At 60.7% G+C, this 16,176-nt stretch carries 19 protein-coding genes; 5 read left to right on the top strand and 14 right to left on the bottom strand.

What is annotated here, in order from left to right:
• Positions 1 to 32 precede the first annotated feature (32 nt).
• Both ABTX60_RS37440 and ABTX60_RS37445 read right to left on the bottom strand, forming a co-directional pair.
• Complete coding sequence (locus tag ABTX60_RS37440) at positions 33 to 974, bottom strand: alpha/beta fold hydrolase (protein ID WP_209923489.1); 942 nt, start codon at positions 972 to 974, stop codon at positions 33 to 35.
• Positions 971 to 1,513 (bottom strand): hypothetical protein, encoded by a 543-nt coding sequence (locus ABTX60_RS37445; RefSeq protein ID WP_209923487.1) that lies wholly within the window; start codon positions 1,511 to 1,513, stop codon positions 971 to 973. The genes ABTX60_RS37440 and ABTX60_RS37445 overlap by 4 nt, the downstream gene beginning before the upstream one ends.
• Positions 1,514 to 2,319: 806 nt before the next feature.
• On the opposite strand from ABTX60_RS37445, the gene ABTX60_RS37450 reads away from it, so the two are divergent.
• Positions 2,320 to 2,568 carry a CPBP family glutamic-type intramembrane protease gene (locus ABTX60_RS37450; protein ID WP_351644517.1) on the top strand — a complete coding sequence of 83 codons (249 nt, stop codon included), beginning with the start codon at positions 2,320 to 2,322 and terminating at the stop codon, positions 2,566 to 2,568.
• A 191-nt stretch (positions 2,569 to 2,759) separates the two neighbouring features.
• On the opposite strand, the gene ABTX60_RS37455 is transcribed toward ABTX60_RS37450, so the two are convergent.
• From ABTX60_RS37455 to ABTX60_RS37470, 4 genes are all read right to left on the bottom strand, one after another.
• Positions 2,760 to 3,305: a hypothetical protein gene (locus tag ABTX60_RS37455; protein ID WP_351644512.1), complete on the bottom strand. Its 546-nt coding sequence runs from the start codon at positions 3,303 to 3,305 to the stop codon at positions 2,760 to 2,762.
• Between the two features lie 24 nt (positions 3,306 to 3,329).
• Positions 3,330 to 3,689 (bottom strand): hypothetical protein, encoded by a 360-nt coding sequence (locus tag ABTX60_RS37460; protein ID WP_209923480.1) that lies wholly within the window; start codon positions 3,687 to 3,689, stop codon positions 3,330 to 3,332.
• A 73-nt stretch (positions 3,690 to 3,762) separates the two neighbouring features.
• A complete protein-coding gene (locus tag ABTX60_RS37465) occupies positions 3,763 to 4,491 on the bottom strand; it encodes a hypothetical protein (RefSeq protein ID WP_298783396.1) in 729 nt (242 codons plus the stop codon).
• A 91-nt stretch (positions 4,492 to 4,582) separates the two neighbouring features.
• Positions 4,583 to 5,509: an A24 family peptidase gene (locus ABTX60_RS37470; protein WP_350835330.1), complete on the bottom strand. Its 927-nt coding sequence runs from the start codon at positions 5,507 to 5,509 to the stop codon at positions 4,583 to 4,585.
• Positions 5,510 to 5,821: 312 nt separating this feature from the next.
• Between ABTX60_RS37470 and ABTX60_RS37475 the strand changes: the two genes are divergently transcribed.
• On the top strand, positions 5,822 to 6,355 hold the full coding sequence (locus tag ABTX60_RS37475; RefSeq protein ID WP_003941814.1) for a hypothetical protein: 534 nt from the start codon (positions 5,822 to 5,824) through the stop codon (positions 6,353 to 6,355).
• A 31-nt stretch (positions 6,356 to 6,386) separates the two neighbouring features.
• On the opposite strand, the gene ABTX60_RS37480 is transcribed toward ABTX60_RS37475, so the two are convergent.
• The 5 genes from ABTX60_RS37480 to ABTX60_RS37500 form a co-directional block, all read right to left on the bottom strand.
• Positions 6,387 to 6,689 (bottom strand): hypothetical protein, encoded by a 303-nt coding sequence (locus ABTX60_RS37480; RefSeq protein WP_003941817.1) that lies wholly within the window; start codon positions 6,687 to 6,689, stop codon positions 6,387 to 6,389.
• Positions 6,690 to 7,442, bottom strand: a complete 753-nt coding sequence (locus ABTX60_RS37485) for a hypothetical protein (protein ID WP_232508934.1) — start codon at positions 7,440 to 7,442, stop codon at positions 6,690 to 6,692. It abuts the gene before it with no gap.
• A 134-nt stretch (positions 7,443 to 7,576) separates the two neighbouring features.
• A complete protein-coding gene (locus ABTX60_RS37490; RefSeq protein ID WP_245220017.1) occupies positions 7,577 to 8,314 on the bottom strand; it encodes an HAD family hydrolase in 738 nt (245 codons plus the stop codon).
• A gap of 511 nt (positions 8,315 to 8,825) precedes the next feature.
• Complete coding sequence (locus ABTX60_RS37495) at positions 8,826 to 9,710, bottom strand: hypothetical protein (protein WP_003944243.1); 885 nt, start codon at positions 9,708 to 9,710, stop codon at positions 8,826 to 8,828.
• Between the two features lie 439 nt (positions 9,711 to 10,149).
• A complete protein-coding gene (locus ABTX60_RS37500; RefSeq protein ID WP_350835108.1) occupies positions 10,150 to 11,106 on the bottom strand; it encodes a hypothetical protein in 957 nt (318 codons plus the stop codon).
• 177 nt (positions 11,107 to 11,283) lie between these two features.
• On the opposite strand from ABTX60_RS37500, the gene ABTX60_RS37505 reads away from it, so the two are divergent.
• Both ABTX60_RS37505 and ABTX60_RS37510 read left to right on the top strand, forming a co-directional pair.
• Positions 11,284 to 12,186: a hypothetical protein gene (locus tag ABTX60_RS37505; protein ID WP_037131378.1), complete on the top strand. Its 903-nt coding sequence runs from the start codon at positions 11,284 to 11,286 to the stop codon at positions 12,184 to 12,186.
• A 64-nt stretch (positions 12,187 to 12,250) separates the two neighbouring features.
• On the top strand, positions 12,251 to 12,886 hold the full coding sequence (locus ABTX60_RS37510; RefSeq protein WP_003944246.1) for a hypothetical protein: 636 nt from the start codon (positions 12,251 to 12,253) through the stop codon (positions 12,884 to 12,886).
• A 163-nt stretch (positions 12,887 to 13,049) separates the two neighbouring features.
• Here the strand turns inward: ABTX60_RS37510 and ABTX60_RS37515 are convergent, their stop codons facing one another.
• The 3 genes from ABTX60_RS37515 to ABTX60_RS37525 form a co-directional block, all read right to left on the bottom strand.
• Complete coding sequence (locus ABTX60_RS37515; RefSeq protein WP_003944226.1) at positions 13,050 to 13,919, bottom strand: zeta toxin family protein; 870 nt, start codon at positions 13,917 to 13,919, stop codon at positions 13,050 to 13,052.
• Positions 13,916 to 14,377 (bottom strand): helix-turn-helix domain-containing protein, encoded by a 462-nt coding sequence (locus tag ABTX60_RS37520; protein WP_003944279.1) that lies wholly within the window; start codon positions 14,375 to 14,377, stop codon positions 13,916 to 13,918. Before ABTX60_RS37520 ends, ABTX60_RS37515 begins: the two co-directional genes overlap by 4 nt.
• A 119-nt stretch (positions 14,378 to 14,496) precedes the next feature.
• On the bottom strand, positions 14,497 to 15,132 hold the full coding sequence (locus tag ABTX60_RS37525; RefSeq protein WP_003944227.1) for a hypothetical protein: 636 nt from the start codon (positions 15,130 to 15,132) through the stop codon (positions 14,497 to 14,499).
• Positions 15,133 to 15,637: 505 nt separating this feature from the next.
• On the opposite strand from ABTX60_RS37525, the gene ABTX60_RS37530 reads away from it, so the two are divergent.
• Positions 15,638 to 16,003 carry a cation:dicarboxylate symporter family transporter gene (locus ABTX60_RS37530; RefSeq protein ID WP_350835113.1) on the top strand — a complete coding sequence of 122 codons (366 nt, stop codon included), beginning with the start codon at positions 15,638 to 15,640 and terminating at the stop codon, positions 16,001 to 16,003.
• Positions 16,004 to 16,176 lie beyond the last annotated feature (173 nt).

Below are 16,176 nucleotides of genomic sequence, written 5' to 3' on the forward strand. Positions count from 1 at the left end.
GCACTGCGGTTGCTGCACTGTCTACGCTCACGTCACGCTCCGACCAGATCCGTTGTAGGTGAATGCTCCCGGTGATAGGTCTGCGCACGGACAAGTAACCGATCGAGCGCTTCTCCGACGACCTGCGGTTGCTCCAGACCCACCATGTGCCGGCCACCGGCGACGGCAACGAGTTCGGCGTTGGGCAGAAGCGCAGCCAGCTGCTGTGAATGCAGGATCGGAGTGACCCGATCTCTGGTTCCGCACATGATCGATACCGGGATGCGCCCCAGCGCTCCCACCGCGGCAGACGCGTCGTAGAGACGCAGGTCCCGCAAGAATGCCGCAACCGTCGCAATCGGTGTCGCGTGGACCATCTCGTACGACGTCGCTGCCGCCCGCAGGCCCGAGCTCGGAGCCATGGGACAGGTCGCGCCGATGACGGGCGTCAGCAGCCGCCGCGAGAGACTCCAGCTGCGCCCGACCAATCTCGGTGCATGCGCGCACGCACCGCCGAGCAGTGAGACTGCCGGGGTATTCAACGCGCGCCCGATGCCGGCGCCCGCGACGTTACTCAAGGCGGTCGAGATCAACCCCACGCCGACCACACGAGATGTCGAATCGGCGTGTTGTGCGAGGTACGACAACACCGCCATACCGCCCATCGAATGACCTACGAGGACAACGGGTCCGGTGGGCGCTACCACCCGAATGATTTCCTCGACGTCGCGTCCGAGCTGGCTGATCGTGTAGGTGCCGGCGTCCGCACCCCCGGAGCCACCGTGACCTCGGTGATCGAAGAACACCAACCTCGCCCGGCCACTCCACTTCCTACTCACATAGCGTTGCTGAGGCTCCCAGGCACCGGCGTGTAGGCAGAAGCCGTGGACGAAGATCACCGTCAGCGGCGCCGTTCGGGATCCGACCTCGCGGACCGCGAGTCTGGTTCCGTCCGCGACAACCAGCGTGTGCGAACGGCCCCCTTCGCCGTTCACAGCGGCCCGCCCAGAGTCCTGGTGAACGGCCTGAAGCCGGGGCTCTCGCCGCTGTCTCGCAATGTGCGGCATCCCGGATGTTCCCACGTCGTCGGAGTATTCGGCTCTCTCACCTCGAACCCCAACTCGCGCCAGAACTGCACCCGTTCCGGAAGATCCTCCGTCGATCCGTACAAGCGACCGTTGCCTGCCATATCGTCGGTGAGCTCGGCGATCAACCGCTCGATCAGCGCGGCCCGGACCACGGCCGCGTCGGGAACCTCCGGGTTGACGACGAGAGCGTCGACGATGCGGACGTGTGCAGCAAGCTGCTCACAACCCTCCGTAGACCAACCTGCCTGGCGCGCAGTCCGAATCAGCCCATGAGGCGCCGAAGCCAGTGCATACCCGAGCTGCCGGTACTCCGACGATGCGACGATGCCCACCGTTCCTGCGCCCCCAAGCCCCGCCGGAACGTCGGTACCCGGCGACCAGTGCCGGTGCAGCCTGCGCATCTTCTTCGCCTCGGTCGGATGAATACGAACAATCTCCACAGTCATCAGGCTCACTCCTCGTCGTCACAAACGGCATGTGGGAGGACCATAGGTTCGGACCTGGACAACTCAGCGCCAACCACCGTCCCGCCGATCCATGACCTGGTCAGCGAGTCCGAGTTGCACAGGGCGGACACGTGACGTTTCCTTGCGGCGGACGACGAAACGGGGGCGGCACGAGATAGGGAACTCGGGCCCGAACTCGCTCACTCATGCACTCGAACCGGAAAGGGCCGCCGCTGTGCCCGCAAAGTCCCGAACAACCTTCGGTGAGCTCGTACACACGTATGCAACGCCACACCGGTTCGCCGTCTTCACGATCGGTCTTCAACGGGCGCTCTCGGGGTTCTGCCTTGGCGCATTTCTCATTTACATGACAGGCGTACCCGTCGTGTCCGCTCAAGAGGGCAACATCGCATCTTTTGTCGTACTGTTTGTCGCATTCGTATTCGGGGCTGTGCTGCTCCTGTCCCTCATGCGGCCGATCTTCGGTGTCGCTACCAAGAACACTCGTATCGTCCTTGCCCGAGCCCGGTGCGCTGCACGCAGCATCGGCTGCGTACTCCCACAACCCCCAACCGTCGCGAACCTTGTCGCCGTCACCATCGCCACCCTGGCGATCACCGCACTGCTGCAAGGACCGATTCTCGACCTCGTAGTCGAGACGGTAGGAACACACCAATCCCCTGAACAACTTGCCGCGGACGCCGAACGATCCACCTGGTGGACCGCGGGCTGGGCATCTCACATCCCTGGTCTCACACTGATCTCCGGAGTCGTCACAGAAGAAATTCCGGTGGCGTGGACCGCTGATCGCCGCAGTCGTTCTCGTACGCCGATACTTTCGCAACGGCTGGCCGAAATGGGCAGCACTCATGATGGTCACCGGACTGTGGATCCTTCTCGGCTTCAACTTCGGCATAGGGCACGACACTTTCTCCGCCGCCAATGCAACACACATGGTGATCTCCGGACTTCTCTGGGGCGGTCTTGCCATCTGGACAAGGTCACTGATCCCCTCGATCGCCAGCCACGCCGCCTACAACGCCCTCGTTGTCTAGTGGTGATCACTTCGCCGCCGGCCTGACCGATTGACTAGGTGCCACGGCACCCAGCTAGGGGACACGGCCTGCGTTCAGGCGGTGCAGATCGCACACCAATCCTCACGGACGAAGTCTGCACTCACAACCTGATCAAACCAAGAGCCGCTTCAGTTTTCGTGATCCTCGACGGCCCTCAAACGGTCTCCCGTTCAGGGGTGCAACGCCCGGTGATCCAACTGCGCCAGCGTGCTGCTGAACGTATACGGCAACGACGCCTTTGCTTCGCTGATCTTTCCGAACGTGTCCCAGTGCGGTCGCGCAATTACATCGTTGTCAGCGATAATCCAGTGGAGACCAAGCGAACCCGTAAACTCGGACATCGCTAAGTGCGCATCCTCCAGCCCCAATATCTGCAGTTTCAACGTCGCAGAAACGCATGCGTAGTATCGGCTGTCGCGGTCACGGTAGGCATCAGAGTTCCGCTCCATGGTCGGGTTATTACTCGACACCAACTCATCAGCCCGGTTCATCGCCTCCAGTGCGGACAAGAGAGCGTCGGTCACCTGCTGTCGATGCTGGACTGCACGATCCTCACCGAGGGTGGCCTCATGCAACGCTCTGTCGGATCGGGCCTTCACAAGGATTCCCAAGAACGCGATGCTCGCCGCCCCCACTGCGATCCCCGCCGCGATGATCGTTGCCTGCCCCTGCGTCAAACCTTCTCCGAGCGCCATGATCAACACGCTGCTGTTCACCCTTCACAAAGTCTGTCGCGGGACCTATTCAGCGAATCGAGGAACAGGGATGTCACGCCCCACCAACGGCCATGCGCCTTCAGCAGTCCGGCCGAGTGGAATCTCGGTGCTGACAATATCGGCTACCGAGTAGGCGATACGCCCACATCGTCGGCACTGGCCGGGCAACTGCTGAAAACGGATCATGGCCCAATGTTCGTCGCACAGTAGATAGTCCACGGGGGCGTTGCCATGACAACAGTCTTTGACCACCGCTGCCCACCTCGCTGCGCGCACGAAACCGACAGGGTCACCGGCAAAGTACTGCGGGTGCTCGGCGCAGAACTCGCACGGAAGTTCAGTCTGCACGACATCTGACTTCGCGTCCCTCGCTCGCTCGTCCATGCTGCAATCCTCTCCTCCACTTCCCCGTCCGAGAAGCATTCGTGTTCCGAAACAATCCTGAAGTGTTCAACCCCTAGCGTCGGATGCTTCTTACTCGATCGAGATGCCAGCGTGCGCGCTCGGACAACTCACACACCGTTGCGTGTTCGAGGACATGCGGCGCTGCCAACGTATTCGAACCTGTGCCGATCAGTCTGGCCGCATACTGATCGAAGAATGTCACCAATGTTCGAGCACGCACCACCGGCATCCGAGAACCGATAGGACCGGACGCCTCGTTCGCCAAACGTTCGAAGTGTTCGACCAGCCCGCGAAGCTCGCGATCAGGGACAGGGCAGTCGAGAAGTGCACCGAATCTACCGACCTCACTCACATTCTCGACATGCGCCGGCGTCATGTCGCCGCTGTGAGCTCGTCGTACCAACTCCGTCAGAACCTTGATCCCTTCCGGAGAAGTAGGCATCCGGTGAACATTGACGGTGATTCCGGTGGCTGCTTGAAGAGCATGAAATTCATCCAGTGCGGCAAGTCTTTCGTCATCGCGCTCCGGAGTGTCTTCCGCATCGAGATCCGCCGCGAGCCGTGCTGCGCATCCGTGCGCGGTCATCACGTAGAACTGTCCCAGACTGACCGACTCGACTGTCGTGCCTGCGATGGCGTTGTGAGTGCGCAAGTCCTCCTCCAGCTCACGAATCATCGAGACGACCACGTGCAGACGTCGCACACCGGCCGATCCCGGAGCATCCGATGCCGGCAGAGCGCGGTCTGCGACCTCCTGGACATGATCAAGGAACTCATTCACCCGTTCCACCCGATTCGGTGAATGAAAACGATTCCGCCGGCGCCACCTCATGTCCAGTTCCTCTCGTCTACACGGCCGCACTTGCTCAGATTCACAACATCCACCAGCCCGCGGGCAAGGCAATAGCGAGTGCTGTGCCGACAACGAGGTACGGAGCGAACCCGAACTCCACACCCCGGACCTTTCTGCCTCCGAACACCTTGGTGACCGCCACCCCTACTACCGCCAGAATATTCGGCAGCAGCACTGCCGAAGCCACGTTCATCCAACCGACCCATCCGACAGCTGCAGTGAGAATGAAGCTCAACCTCACATCCGCCAAACCGGGGTGACCGCGAGTAATGATCGCGAACACCAGGTAACTGGCGAATATCGCGGCCCCGGCCACCACAGCACGAAGACCCGCGGCAGGGTCCTGATCGACCACCACTGCCATCGCGCCGAGCAACAGACCCGCCGCGGTGACTGCACGAATCAGCGGCAAGGGGAACCGCAAGGTGAAGTGGTCAATCCACGCGGCCCAGACAGACAAAGCCGCCACCGTGAGCCATGCCGGCAAGATCGCGTCGCCGCCGGCGATCATCACGGCCCCGAACCACAATCCTGCTGTTGCTACTGCCGGGCCGATCGAGCGACTGGTCGGCGTCACGGGAATCTGCACGAGTGCACACAAACTTGCCATCATCGGACGCACCGCCACGCTCACCGCCGCCCCAGCCAGAGCAGCGAACGACGCGACCGACCACAGGCCAGCCTGCTCGTGACGACCGAACGCCCAGCGAGCAGCGATCCACACCGCCACACTCACAGCAATGACACCCAGGATCGGCAGATACGTCGAGAGAGGGGGTTTCCGCCTTCCTGCGTCGGCGGCGGTGACAAGCCCCGGTCGTTGACCACGGCCAGGCGTTGTGGACTCGACTTCCTCAGCGGAGAGAGAAGTCGAAGCACCGTCGGCAGTATTTCCCGACTCCACATTCGATTCGGCCATCTCGGAAAGCTCCTTCAGCGCGTCCATCACCCGTGGTCACAGGCAGAACCCGACCCTAACCGCTCTACCGGACAGCGCGGGCTTCCGAACTCATCGTTTGGCCGCTGGGGCGTGCGCTGTCCATGCCATGGACTATCACTGACCGCACATCTCAGATGCCTGAAAATCCGCTCGTGCTGCTCTCGAACGACGATGTTCCCGCATCGTGACCGGACTCGCCGCCACCAAAACCACTCGAAAACTCACCAGTAGAGGCAACATCACCCTATGAACGCCCCAATCGGAAAAGCTGACCGCCGCCGCGCACGACTCCACCCGGCACGTTCCTCCCGTCCAGCATTGATCGTTCACACCTTCAGCGAATACACCCACCACATCCGCGGCGGCGCCAAACGACTGATCATCGACGCCGACCCTGACCTGTGGTTCGACCTCGGGCATGTCCCGCACGGAGTCGACGTGAAGATCATCGGTCAATCGTGTGCCGGAATCAGCGGAGGATCCATCGCTGCCGCCGGTCGATGCTTCCTACAGGCCTGCCACCGCGCCCGTGTCACCGCCTACGAATTCGCGCACGTCGAAGCATTCGATGGCGTCACCATCGAAGCGCGCGGGAAAAGCCACATTGTCGGTACCGATCACGCCAAGATTCGCGCCGAAGATCAGGCTGTCGTTTTCGCCCACTCCCAGTGCCACGTCCAAGCGGCCGGCCATACTCTCGTCGCAGCGACAGACACTTCCTCTGTCTCCGTGAACGGCGACGCACACGTCCGCGCCAGCGCCGGAGTGCACATCATCGGAGTTCCTCAGCCGAGGAACCTGAGCATCGAGTCGCGCCCGATCAGTCGACTGGCCAACCAGCTCAACATGTAAGGCCCCGCAAGCGGCAGTTAATCGCAGAGCCTCAGCCAGCCGACGACCGATACACCGTGAGATCAATCGACTCCTGATCGCGGAAACTCGACTCCAACAATTCCACCGCCGGCACAATCACTTCACTCTCGATCTTCCACACCACCGACGTCGTCCACCCCACCAACCCGCCAGGCCCGGGCGTCTCTTCACCGAACAAACCTTCCAAGGCGTCCCGCCGGTAACCGAAGGTATCCACCAGGTCATCAGCGGTGTACCAGTACTGCCGCAACGGATCCGGGTCATCGGCGTGCAGAGCGCTGCCTTCGCTGATTCGAAATGGTTCGGTACTCATCTACATGCCCTCTCTGTGGTGCGGTCCGCCCTGCGCCGTCTTCACGTCGACAATCCGCACGTGTGCATAATCCGGGTTCTCCACAACGTATTTCGAACGCTCGATGCGCCAACGAGCGACAAGCATCTCCAGCTCCTGAACCTCCCGTGGGTCCTCGAGATACTCACACGCGAAGTCGAGCCACGGCACATAATGCCGCAGGCTTTGACCGATCCGTCCGGACTGGCCACCGATCACGCTCTCGAGCACGATCAGTTGTCGCTCGTCCTTCATTCGTCGGCGCAACGCTTTCTGAGTCACTTCGACCAGCGCAGGTTCCGCCGCAGACACCGACTCGCCTACCCCGTCGACGCGGGAGCCCATCTCGTGGCGGTGGTCGACGGCATCGACGAACTCGCGACAGACCGACGCTTGAACCCCTTCCGGGAGCATCGACATAAGCGCAAAGCCTCGTTCCTCAAGGAGCTCGAAGCCGTGTCGATTACCTCGGGCATACCAACAACTCATGACTAGTGACCGCTCCCAAGCCAACGCCAAGCGCCTCTCGAGAAAAGGAAGCGTTCGGGCGGCCGCCACGAATTGAGAATCACACTTTCCAGCGATCTCACGCGCCGACTCCCAGTCCACACTGCCTGTAGGAGAGCTGATCTCACGTACAGCGCGCATTCGACCACGAAGATCCGCAGCAGCAGCGGCGATGTCGACTCTCACCGCGTACTTGTTGGATCGAGAGCGCAAGAACCAGAGGGTCATGCGGCTGAGCCTAATCTCCGCACCTCCGAGCAGGAGTGCAGTAGCATCGTCAGCGGCGCATTGCTGGCGTAGTGTGCTCCGGCTCACCGCATCGATGTCATCGTCGATGCGGTGAGCCACCTTCACAGAATGGCTCAGACGCGAACAGCTCCATCGCCATCCACTCGTTGATCCTGTTGGCGACTCCGCATTCGTTCCGCGTGCCGTTTCTGCCACCGCGCGTGTTTGACCTTGAAGCGCTCGTCGAATTCCTCCCACCGCGGCGAAGCCTCCACCTTCCTCGCAGAGAGAACATCAACGGGTTCCGGTCCGGATGCAAGCGCAGGAACCACATCGCCGACTTTGAGGCGATCGAAGAGCTCCGAGAACAACCACGCCGGGCAGCCCTCCCCCCGAAGCGCGTCGACTGCGTCTGGTTCGTCGTCGATCCAGGCCACTATCGGGCTCGTCTCTGCGTAGTGGTTTTCCCACCGCCACCAATGCCGACGTTTGACATCAAACGCCCGACGCACAGTTCCGTCCACCCACAAGCTCCGTGATTCGATATGACCGGGCGGCAACGACTTCGCCCGGATCCACCGATCAGATGTCCGATTGAATTGGTCCAAGCGGGTTGTGCTGTAAGCAATGGTGAAGCCTGCACTGTCGAGCGCCCGAACCAACTTTCCACCCGCGCGGTTCAGGGAAGCTTCACCGAAATGGGTATGAAACCGCTTCCAATCTCGATCGGCGTATGACGGCGCGGCGATCAACCCCTCGAAATTGTGCATATCCGCAACGACGCCATCGATGTCGACAACGACAGTCGGCCCCGGGCGCGGAGCATCCAACCACGGTTTCGGGCGATCAAGAAAGCGTCGATTCTCCGTCATATCCCCAACGATATGGGCAGACACAGACATTGAGCACGGTCCCGCGCCCCACCCGGACGAATCCTCTGATGCATCTAGTTGCCAAAGGCCCTGTTCACGCACTCGAACAGGGCCTTCTTTGATGCTTCTGGCCTTAAGGCTCACCGGTCAACACAACTGACCGCGATTGCCGATCGCCCACGTCTACCCCGACCTCAGTGCCCAAACGAGAACCACGCGACCTCTCGATCTCTGCGATGTAGACAACAGCAAAGCCGACCACTACGACCGCGACGGCCACGACCACGACCACGACCACGACCAACCATCGCCGTCCCATCCAACCCGCCGCCACGCCAAGATTGAAAATACTGTGAGGCACAACTAATCCCAAGAGCGACCGATAACGGTAGTACGCGAAAACAGCAAACCCTCCCCACAACATCGCCCCGACTGCGAACCCCCACCCCTGATAGATGTACGCAACTGCAAGCAACGTCGAGACTGGACGGCCGCTCGGGAGATGAATCAATCAGGGCGGGCTGTAGTCAACTACCCAAGCGCCCTCGACCCTGCGGAGAGGCACCAGCCAGCGGTGGCGATGATCTCGCACGACCACCTCAGATCCCATGAACCCCAACACCAGCGAGGTGGAGAATACGGCCGACAGCGGAACCAACTCAGCCAACAAAATGCCCTCACCGTCCCTCGCGAAATCCAAGGCAACCTCAAAGTTGGCCGTAAACGACGACAGAGGCTGCGCGCTGTAATCGTGAGGTGCCCGGCGAGCCGCCAGTTCAGGCCAAACGTCGCGTCGAGGGCTTACCCCGAACTTCCCCAGTCCCCGCCACAACAAGATATAGCGACCCCGAACACCGATCTCGGCGAATTCGCTGCGTACCACCATCGGGATCGCAACTGCCAAAGCTGCGGCCAACCGCGCCTTCCCACGATCGACCCTCGACAGGCTATCCAAGGCCAGATACCTGCTTGTGCTGTCAACGGCGTGGTGCATCAACATCGGCCACGGACGGTTGGGCCACGCATCCCATTCCCGAGCCAGTTGGTTGATCGCAGTACCAACCGGATCCCCGAATTCGAATCTGAGTGCCTCCTCGAAGGGGGTGGGGTCGGGAGATTCTGCGCATGGGGTCAACGTCGCCAACAAGTCCGAAATCAACTCCGGATCGACGGAATTCACGCAAGCGCGCAACGCCGAGACGCGGACAGCAACATCAGTCGCGTGCCAGTAGTCCTCGACTCTGGCTGCATTACGGGATGCCTCACGAGCATGAACCGACCACGCACCCAGGTACGAGAGCTTTTGTCTCGCCGTCAGAACTGACGATTGCGTTATGGCCCTTCGGATTTCATTCAATGACAACGATGTTTCCTCGCTCGGATCCCCGGTCAGCACGTGTAGTTACATCCCCTCGACAATGATGTTCGGACAAGCGGCGACTGCTTGGCCTGGCGAGCTGGCCGGTACCAGGTGAGGAAGTTCAGGTTCGTCATCAAGGGACACCGGGCCGTCCCACGGAGCTACCAGTGACGAGTCGTATTCCCAACCGTCACAGGACAGGTCGTCTACCCAGATCGCCGTCAGGGGACTATCGAAATACTTCTCCGCGAACGCCATGATGGCCGGGAGTCTGTTCTGATCAAACGAACCTCCCCTACCGACCTTGATGTCGCATCCGAATGCGCTCGGCCTTACCCTGGCGACGTATTCGCCAGCTGCCGAGCGTAAGACCACGTGATGATAGGTGCCCACCGGTGATTCCCTTCTCGTTCTGCCGGCGCACGTTTCGCGCAGTACAAAAGCTTGCACTGAGCACGAACTTCAAGCTCTCGCTCTACGATGTGCGGTCTGATCCGATCGTCAGCGTCCACACCTCTTCGCCGCGACTGTCAACAGACATCTGCCATCCCTCCCCCAAAGGCTTCCTCGAATCCGATGGCAGCATCTCATCAGAATCCAACCCGCTGTTCCACTCGTACGGAAGTTCCCAACGCGCCCGGCGTTCGCTGTAGACAATCGCGTATCGCGGAGCATTCCTCGAATACCAGGGGCCCTCGATATGAACTCGATGCTCGTGAGGAAGCTGGATCACCTCTCCCCAAAAGAGCGTGTCATCATCGATCTGGCACGGCTCCTCCACCAGATCCCAGTTCAGGGTGGCAACTCGGTTCACCAACTCCCGATCGAGAACTGCCACGACAGCATCCCACCGCGCGCCCTCGTCCAGCGCATTGAGTTCGTCAACGATGTCCTGCACATCACGCTCAGACGGAAAATCCGGGACCATCGAAGACGAAACATCCTCGTACGCCAACCTCAACCGGCGGAGCTCGCCCCACCGCGGCCGCCGCGGCTGCACTCCCCGCGCCGCATCACCCAGCCGCCGCAGACCGCCGAACACCACAGGATCACCGCCGCAACGGCGGTACCGAAATCGTGCTCGCGCATGCACCAGTGCAGCTTCGATCCTCGCCCAGGGCACCACAACCACAACGCACAAGCCGACAACAATGACCGCGGAAACTAGCTGCATGACCGAATTTCCGTTGATAGCCCCCCATCCGATCCCAGAACCCGCGAATCCGAGACCGAGCCATGTCGCAATCTCCGATACTCGCTCTGCACTTGGTTTGCGCCACTCCGCAACGGCAATGAAGAGCAGCAACCAAAACAGAATTGAAAAATAGGCTCCAAAAACAACAATCACCCATCCGACATACGCGGGCGCTATCTGCATCTGAACCACCACCCACACCGCGACCGCCACAGCAGCCAACCTCACAGCAATCATTCGAACCCTCCTGACCATGACGACACGGACCCAACGCCCGTGTCGCGGGAACCATACGACTGAACCTGGACAGGCCGGGATCGACAACGCCCGACCCGCACCCCGACTCGCGGAAGAGAGCAGGTAATCGCACATCGCCACCAGACGCGACCGGCACCGATATGGTTTCATCAGCAAATGAAACGATCGCTGACAACGGTCACTCGGGGGGGACTCGCAGTAGCCTGCGCAACCATTGTGGTTGCGTGCGGCACCGCTTCGAACTCCGACGAAACCGTCTCCACGACGCCGGACAACACAAGCGCCGCAACAACTACGACACCGCCCGCCGTCACAGCCGCCGATCCCGCGCAGTACCAATTCGCACCGGACAGGTACCGTTTCGCCGTCGAGGGTACCCCTCGACGCGAATGCGTACTGTTCCCGGGCATCGCGGACTCCGGCCGGACCGTCACCTGCTCAGTGTCATTCCCTGCGGGTACTCCCGAGGTCGACGTGCCACCGTTTGGTAGCGGCCCTCCCAACGCCGTGGCGCTCACGAAGCAGGGCTACTACCCCACAATCACCGAATCCGGACCACCCGGCGCAGCCGTCCTGCCCGTCAATTCCCAACTGACAGTCGACGATACGACGTGCACCGCAATCAGCGGCGGTTTCGAATGCTCCGCCGACTCCAACCAGGTCCGCTACGTCGACGGCAACCTCACATTGACCGGCACACAAACCACGACAACAGCAGTACCGACCACGATCCCCACAACCACCCCGCCAACCGCATATGGGGCCCCCATGGACGTCTACACAGACAGCACCACCCCAGCCGCCCCAGGAACAACCTGCGGAGCATCCACCGGCCGACGAGTCCTCACCGTCGTCAGCGGAACCATTTCCTGCGCGGACGCACTCACCGTCATGGACACCTACCGGGGCCTCCCCCTCGACTCAGCCCACGGCAATGCGAACATCCGCGAATTCGACGGCTGGAACTGCGCAAGCCCCACCTACGTAATGTCCCGAGAACTCGGCTACGGATCACGATGCTCAAAGGGCGACATCGATCTGAGGACGCCCGTCAGCTGACACCGATGCACACACGAATACACGCGCACCCCCACTTCACCCAACCACCCGAAAGCAGCAACACATGAACACCGTAACCAAAATTTCCATCATTGCTTGCACTGCAGCAAGTCTCGCCCTCACAGGCTGCAGCAGCGACGACACCGAACAATCCGCTCCCACCACCACAACAACAACAGCCAACACAACAACAAACTCTCAACCAACCAGCACCACAACATCTTCGAGCACCACCACCGCACTCACCACCGGCAACCGTGCAAACTCACCAACAGACAACAAACCCCCACAAATCGGCGATACACAACACGCCACAGGCCAAGGATTCACCGCAGACCTGGCGATCCTCACACCCTCGTTCACCACAACGAAGTCCGGCAACAAAGCCTTGACGTTTCCAGTCGTCATCGATGTCACAACCGGCAAACTGAACGCCCAACCAAGCTATTGGAAAGTCACCACCCAAAGTGGGCAGACAATCAAAGGCAACTACTCAACCGGCATTCCCACCGCAATTGGCGACGCCGACCTCGACGGCCACATCGAAGGCCTCATCCCCTTCGCCGATTCAAATCTCTTGACGAACCCTGATGTCGCCATCTCCAAGATCACGCTCTACACAAGCTTCGGATACAACACCGAAATCGCGAGCTGGACCTTCCCCACAGCAATCGCGGTCACAGATATTCCCACGAAGTAGAACACTCGCGCACTACTCGTCACACAACACGACATGCCTTGTGCACGAAGGACATTAGTCCAACCACACAAACCGACCCGACAACCCCACATTCAGGGCCGTCGGGTCGGTCCTTTCACATCACTAAAACGCGTCGCAATCGACCCGATCGCCCACGATCCCCCTACGAATCGAGCGACTCCGGATAAACACCCGCGCGGACAACGTCGTAGCGTCCAAGGCCGGCAGGCGAGAGAATCTTCACCTCCACCGCGTCGACGTCCCCGCCCCTCGCTCTGTCCAAGATCCCGAGAGCGTGTCGAGCGCACAGCGACACGGCGCCCGAGCTGTATCCGTCGTCGATTGCATACGGGGGCGTGAAACGACCGCCAAGAGCGTCCTCCCCCGCACACCAGGCCCTACGTCCCTCCCACCATCGCGAGAGGGCCTGACGGTGAGCAGTCTCCCGCTCGACTTCCACACCCAGCACACGGATCTCGCTGTACCCAGCGGCAGCGAGTTCATCGTAAATAACCTCGACCTGGCCTGGCCACGACAACGTACCTTCGATGATCACGTTTTCGCGACGCCCGAGACAATCCCTGCGAATGATGTCGATCAGATCCGCCGACTCACGATGCACGAGCGCCGCCAACTCCATCGGTGCGATCGGATAACCGTCGTCGAGACGTCGCGACAAGAGATCGTCGTAGATTCCATCAGCCAAAGCCCGCTCGATCAATGGCACTTTCACGATGTCGGCGTCAAGCAGCCGGTACTCACTCAAACCGTCGACGTATCTGCCGAGCATGGTCGATTTGCCAGCCCCCGGCACCCCCGCCGAAATGATCGCAGAACCTTCCTCCTTCGGACCCTCATGTCTATCGAGATAGTCGGAAAACAATTGCCGATGAAACTTCGACCGGGCCGGATCGTTGATCCGATAACGTGATTTCGTGCTGTCGGCCGAATCAGTCCGCAGGACACCGCCTTCCGCACACAACGCGGCTAACTGCATGCCGACAGCAGTACGCAACTCGTCGACGCCACTCACGGCGAACTGAGGCGATCGAGGATCTCGTTCTGACGGTCAGCCAACGCCTGAAACTGATCGTCAGTGAGGAAACCCCGGTAGTACGCCAACTCGACCTCGTTCCAGTCACCAGTGATATAGGCGTCGGTCTCGTTGCCGTTGACGGTGGGGAGATACCCGAAGGTATACCGCCAACCCATCAACCGTTCCATCATTTCCGCCGGGTCGATTTCGCCCGCCGCACACCGATCTATCACCTCAGCCGGCGTCTCACGAACCAAATCAGGATCATGCTCCGCACGCTGAAGCAACCGCGTAACCGTCGCTTGCGAGACGGTCCCCAGACGATCACTGATCACCCGATGGGTATAGCCCCGCCTACTCGCATCGACAATAAGCCGAAGTCGATCACGGTCCGCGACACGATCACGTGCCCCGCGTCGAGCGAGCAAGTCGGTGAACTGATCATCGACAGTCACTGGCCCCACCTCCTTGATTCACTATGCATCAAGATTACGGCAGGAACACACAAGCAACAACCCCGCACGAGAATGCCGAGATTTCAACTGGACATGCCCTGCATCCGGTGCCGCGAAGCTCAGGGGCGTATCGACTTCGGCCACGCCGTCGCATCCTTTGCCGTAACAGCGGGGTGCGCGATGATGACGGCAATGAAACTGGGGATCGACATGCCCAACCCGTGTGAGAGCGTCGCCGCGACCTTGTCTCCTTCGAGCCACGCGCTCGGATCATCTGCGAGGTAGAAGCGGAAATCTGTGTCGTACGGAGGATTCAAAGACTCGGTGACCACACCGGGGCCAGTCGCCCCGTTCCACATCCACGCCACTGATCCCAAGGAACCGGGACCACGACCTCTAAAAGAACTGACGATATTCGCGGCATAACCCTTCACCGCGTCCTCGAACCGGCTGAAGGTAACCGCCCCACTCTCACTGTTACGCTCGGATGCCGAGATCGCGACGTACCCGTTCGCGGTCTTTCTCACACCGCGATACCCGTCGAAGAACCGCCCACCGCTACTACGCGGAAGTTCCGTCACAACGTATCCTTCACCCGAAAATGCCGGGTCATTCCATTCCAACCCGAACGCGGCAGGAATGACAGCACGCAGATAGTCGACGGTCGCAGTGAACTCGGCGACCTCGTCATCGGTCAGCGATCCGGTTCCGAGGAAGTTGTTCTCTTCCGCCTCGCGAAGAGGGCTCCTGGTCATAATCTGCTCCTGGGTGGGGTGGCCTGACGGTACTGCCCGCTCCCGACACGCCGCTGAGCGGCGACGCTGGTCACGGGGTATGTGGTGGGTAGATCTGTTTAATGATGTCCGCATCGAGCATTTCCTGGATAGATCACGAAACGGTGACAACCCGAACAAACAGCGACCAAACAGCGACCAAACAGCAACCAGCGCCCGAAACAGGACCACAAGCTCCTGAACTGCGCCCGCGAAGCAGAACGACGAGACCCGGAGTGCCGCTTCGACGCGACACACACAGAACGGCGAATCCGCAGAAACCACTCGGCGGCCATCGGAGATACGAAGCTTGGCGGCCAGATCCCGCCAGCAACTCCAGCGACGGCGCGGAGAGACCGTTCCCCGCCGCAACAGGGCCTTGCGCACCGGGTCGCCGAGCCGCGCGACAATACCTGCGTCCTCGACCTGAACATCACCACTCGCGCAGGGGCGGTGAAGAAGTAGCCACGACAGACACGCCGAAGATATCAGCGAGCACGGCAATGTAGACCTCACCGTCGGTGATATCGCCCTCGGCATGGGACTGGCGATCCTGCTCAACATGGGCACCATCACCGTCCCCGGCGGATTCCCCGTCATCGCAACATTTCTCGCGACCTCCCTCGATCTTCCGCTCGAAGCCGTGGGCATACTGATCGCCGTGGACTGGTTCGCCGGTATCTTCCGGACATTCCTCAACGTCAACGGCGACACCTTCGTCGCGATGCTGGTGGCCAACGCCGACGACGAGATCGACCGCGATGTCTACAACGGCAGGAAGACCGTGGTCTCCGAGGAGATCGACGTCAGCGAGTTCGCCGCCGCAATAGCCAAGGCCGACGCCACCGACTGAACTCGGGTGTCCCTGTGGTTTCTGTCAAACACACTGCGCGAGAGTGCTACGCCGAAGACTGGACTTTTCACGATCCTGGGGACTATCTCGTTAACGGTGTTTCGGCCGTTTTCATCAGTAGGTTTCTGATCCGGGCCAACGATCCGCGAACGTGATCGCGAAGGCATTGAGAG

It is taken from the genome of Streptomyces sp. NPDC126510, from assembly GCF_040302345.1.
Classification (GTDB): domain Bacteria; phylum Actinomycetota; class Actinomycetes; order Streptomycetales; family Streptomycetaceae; genus Streptomyces.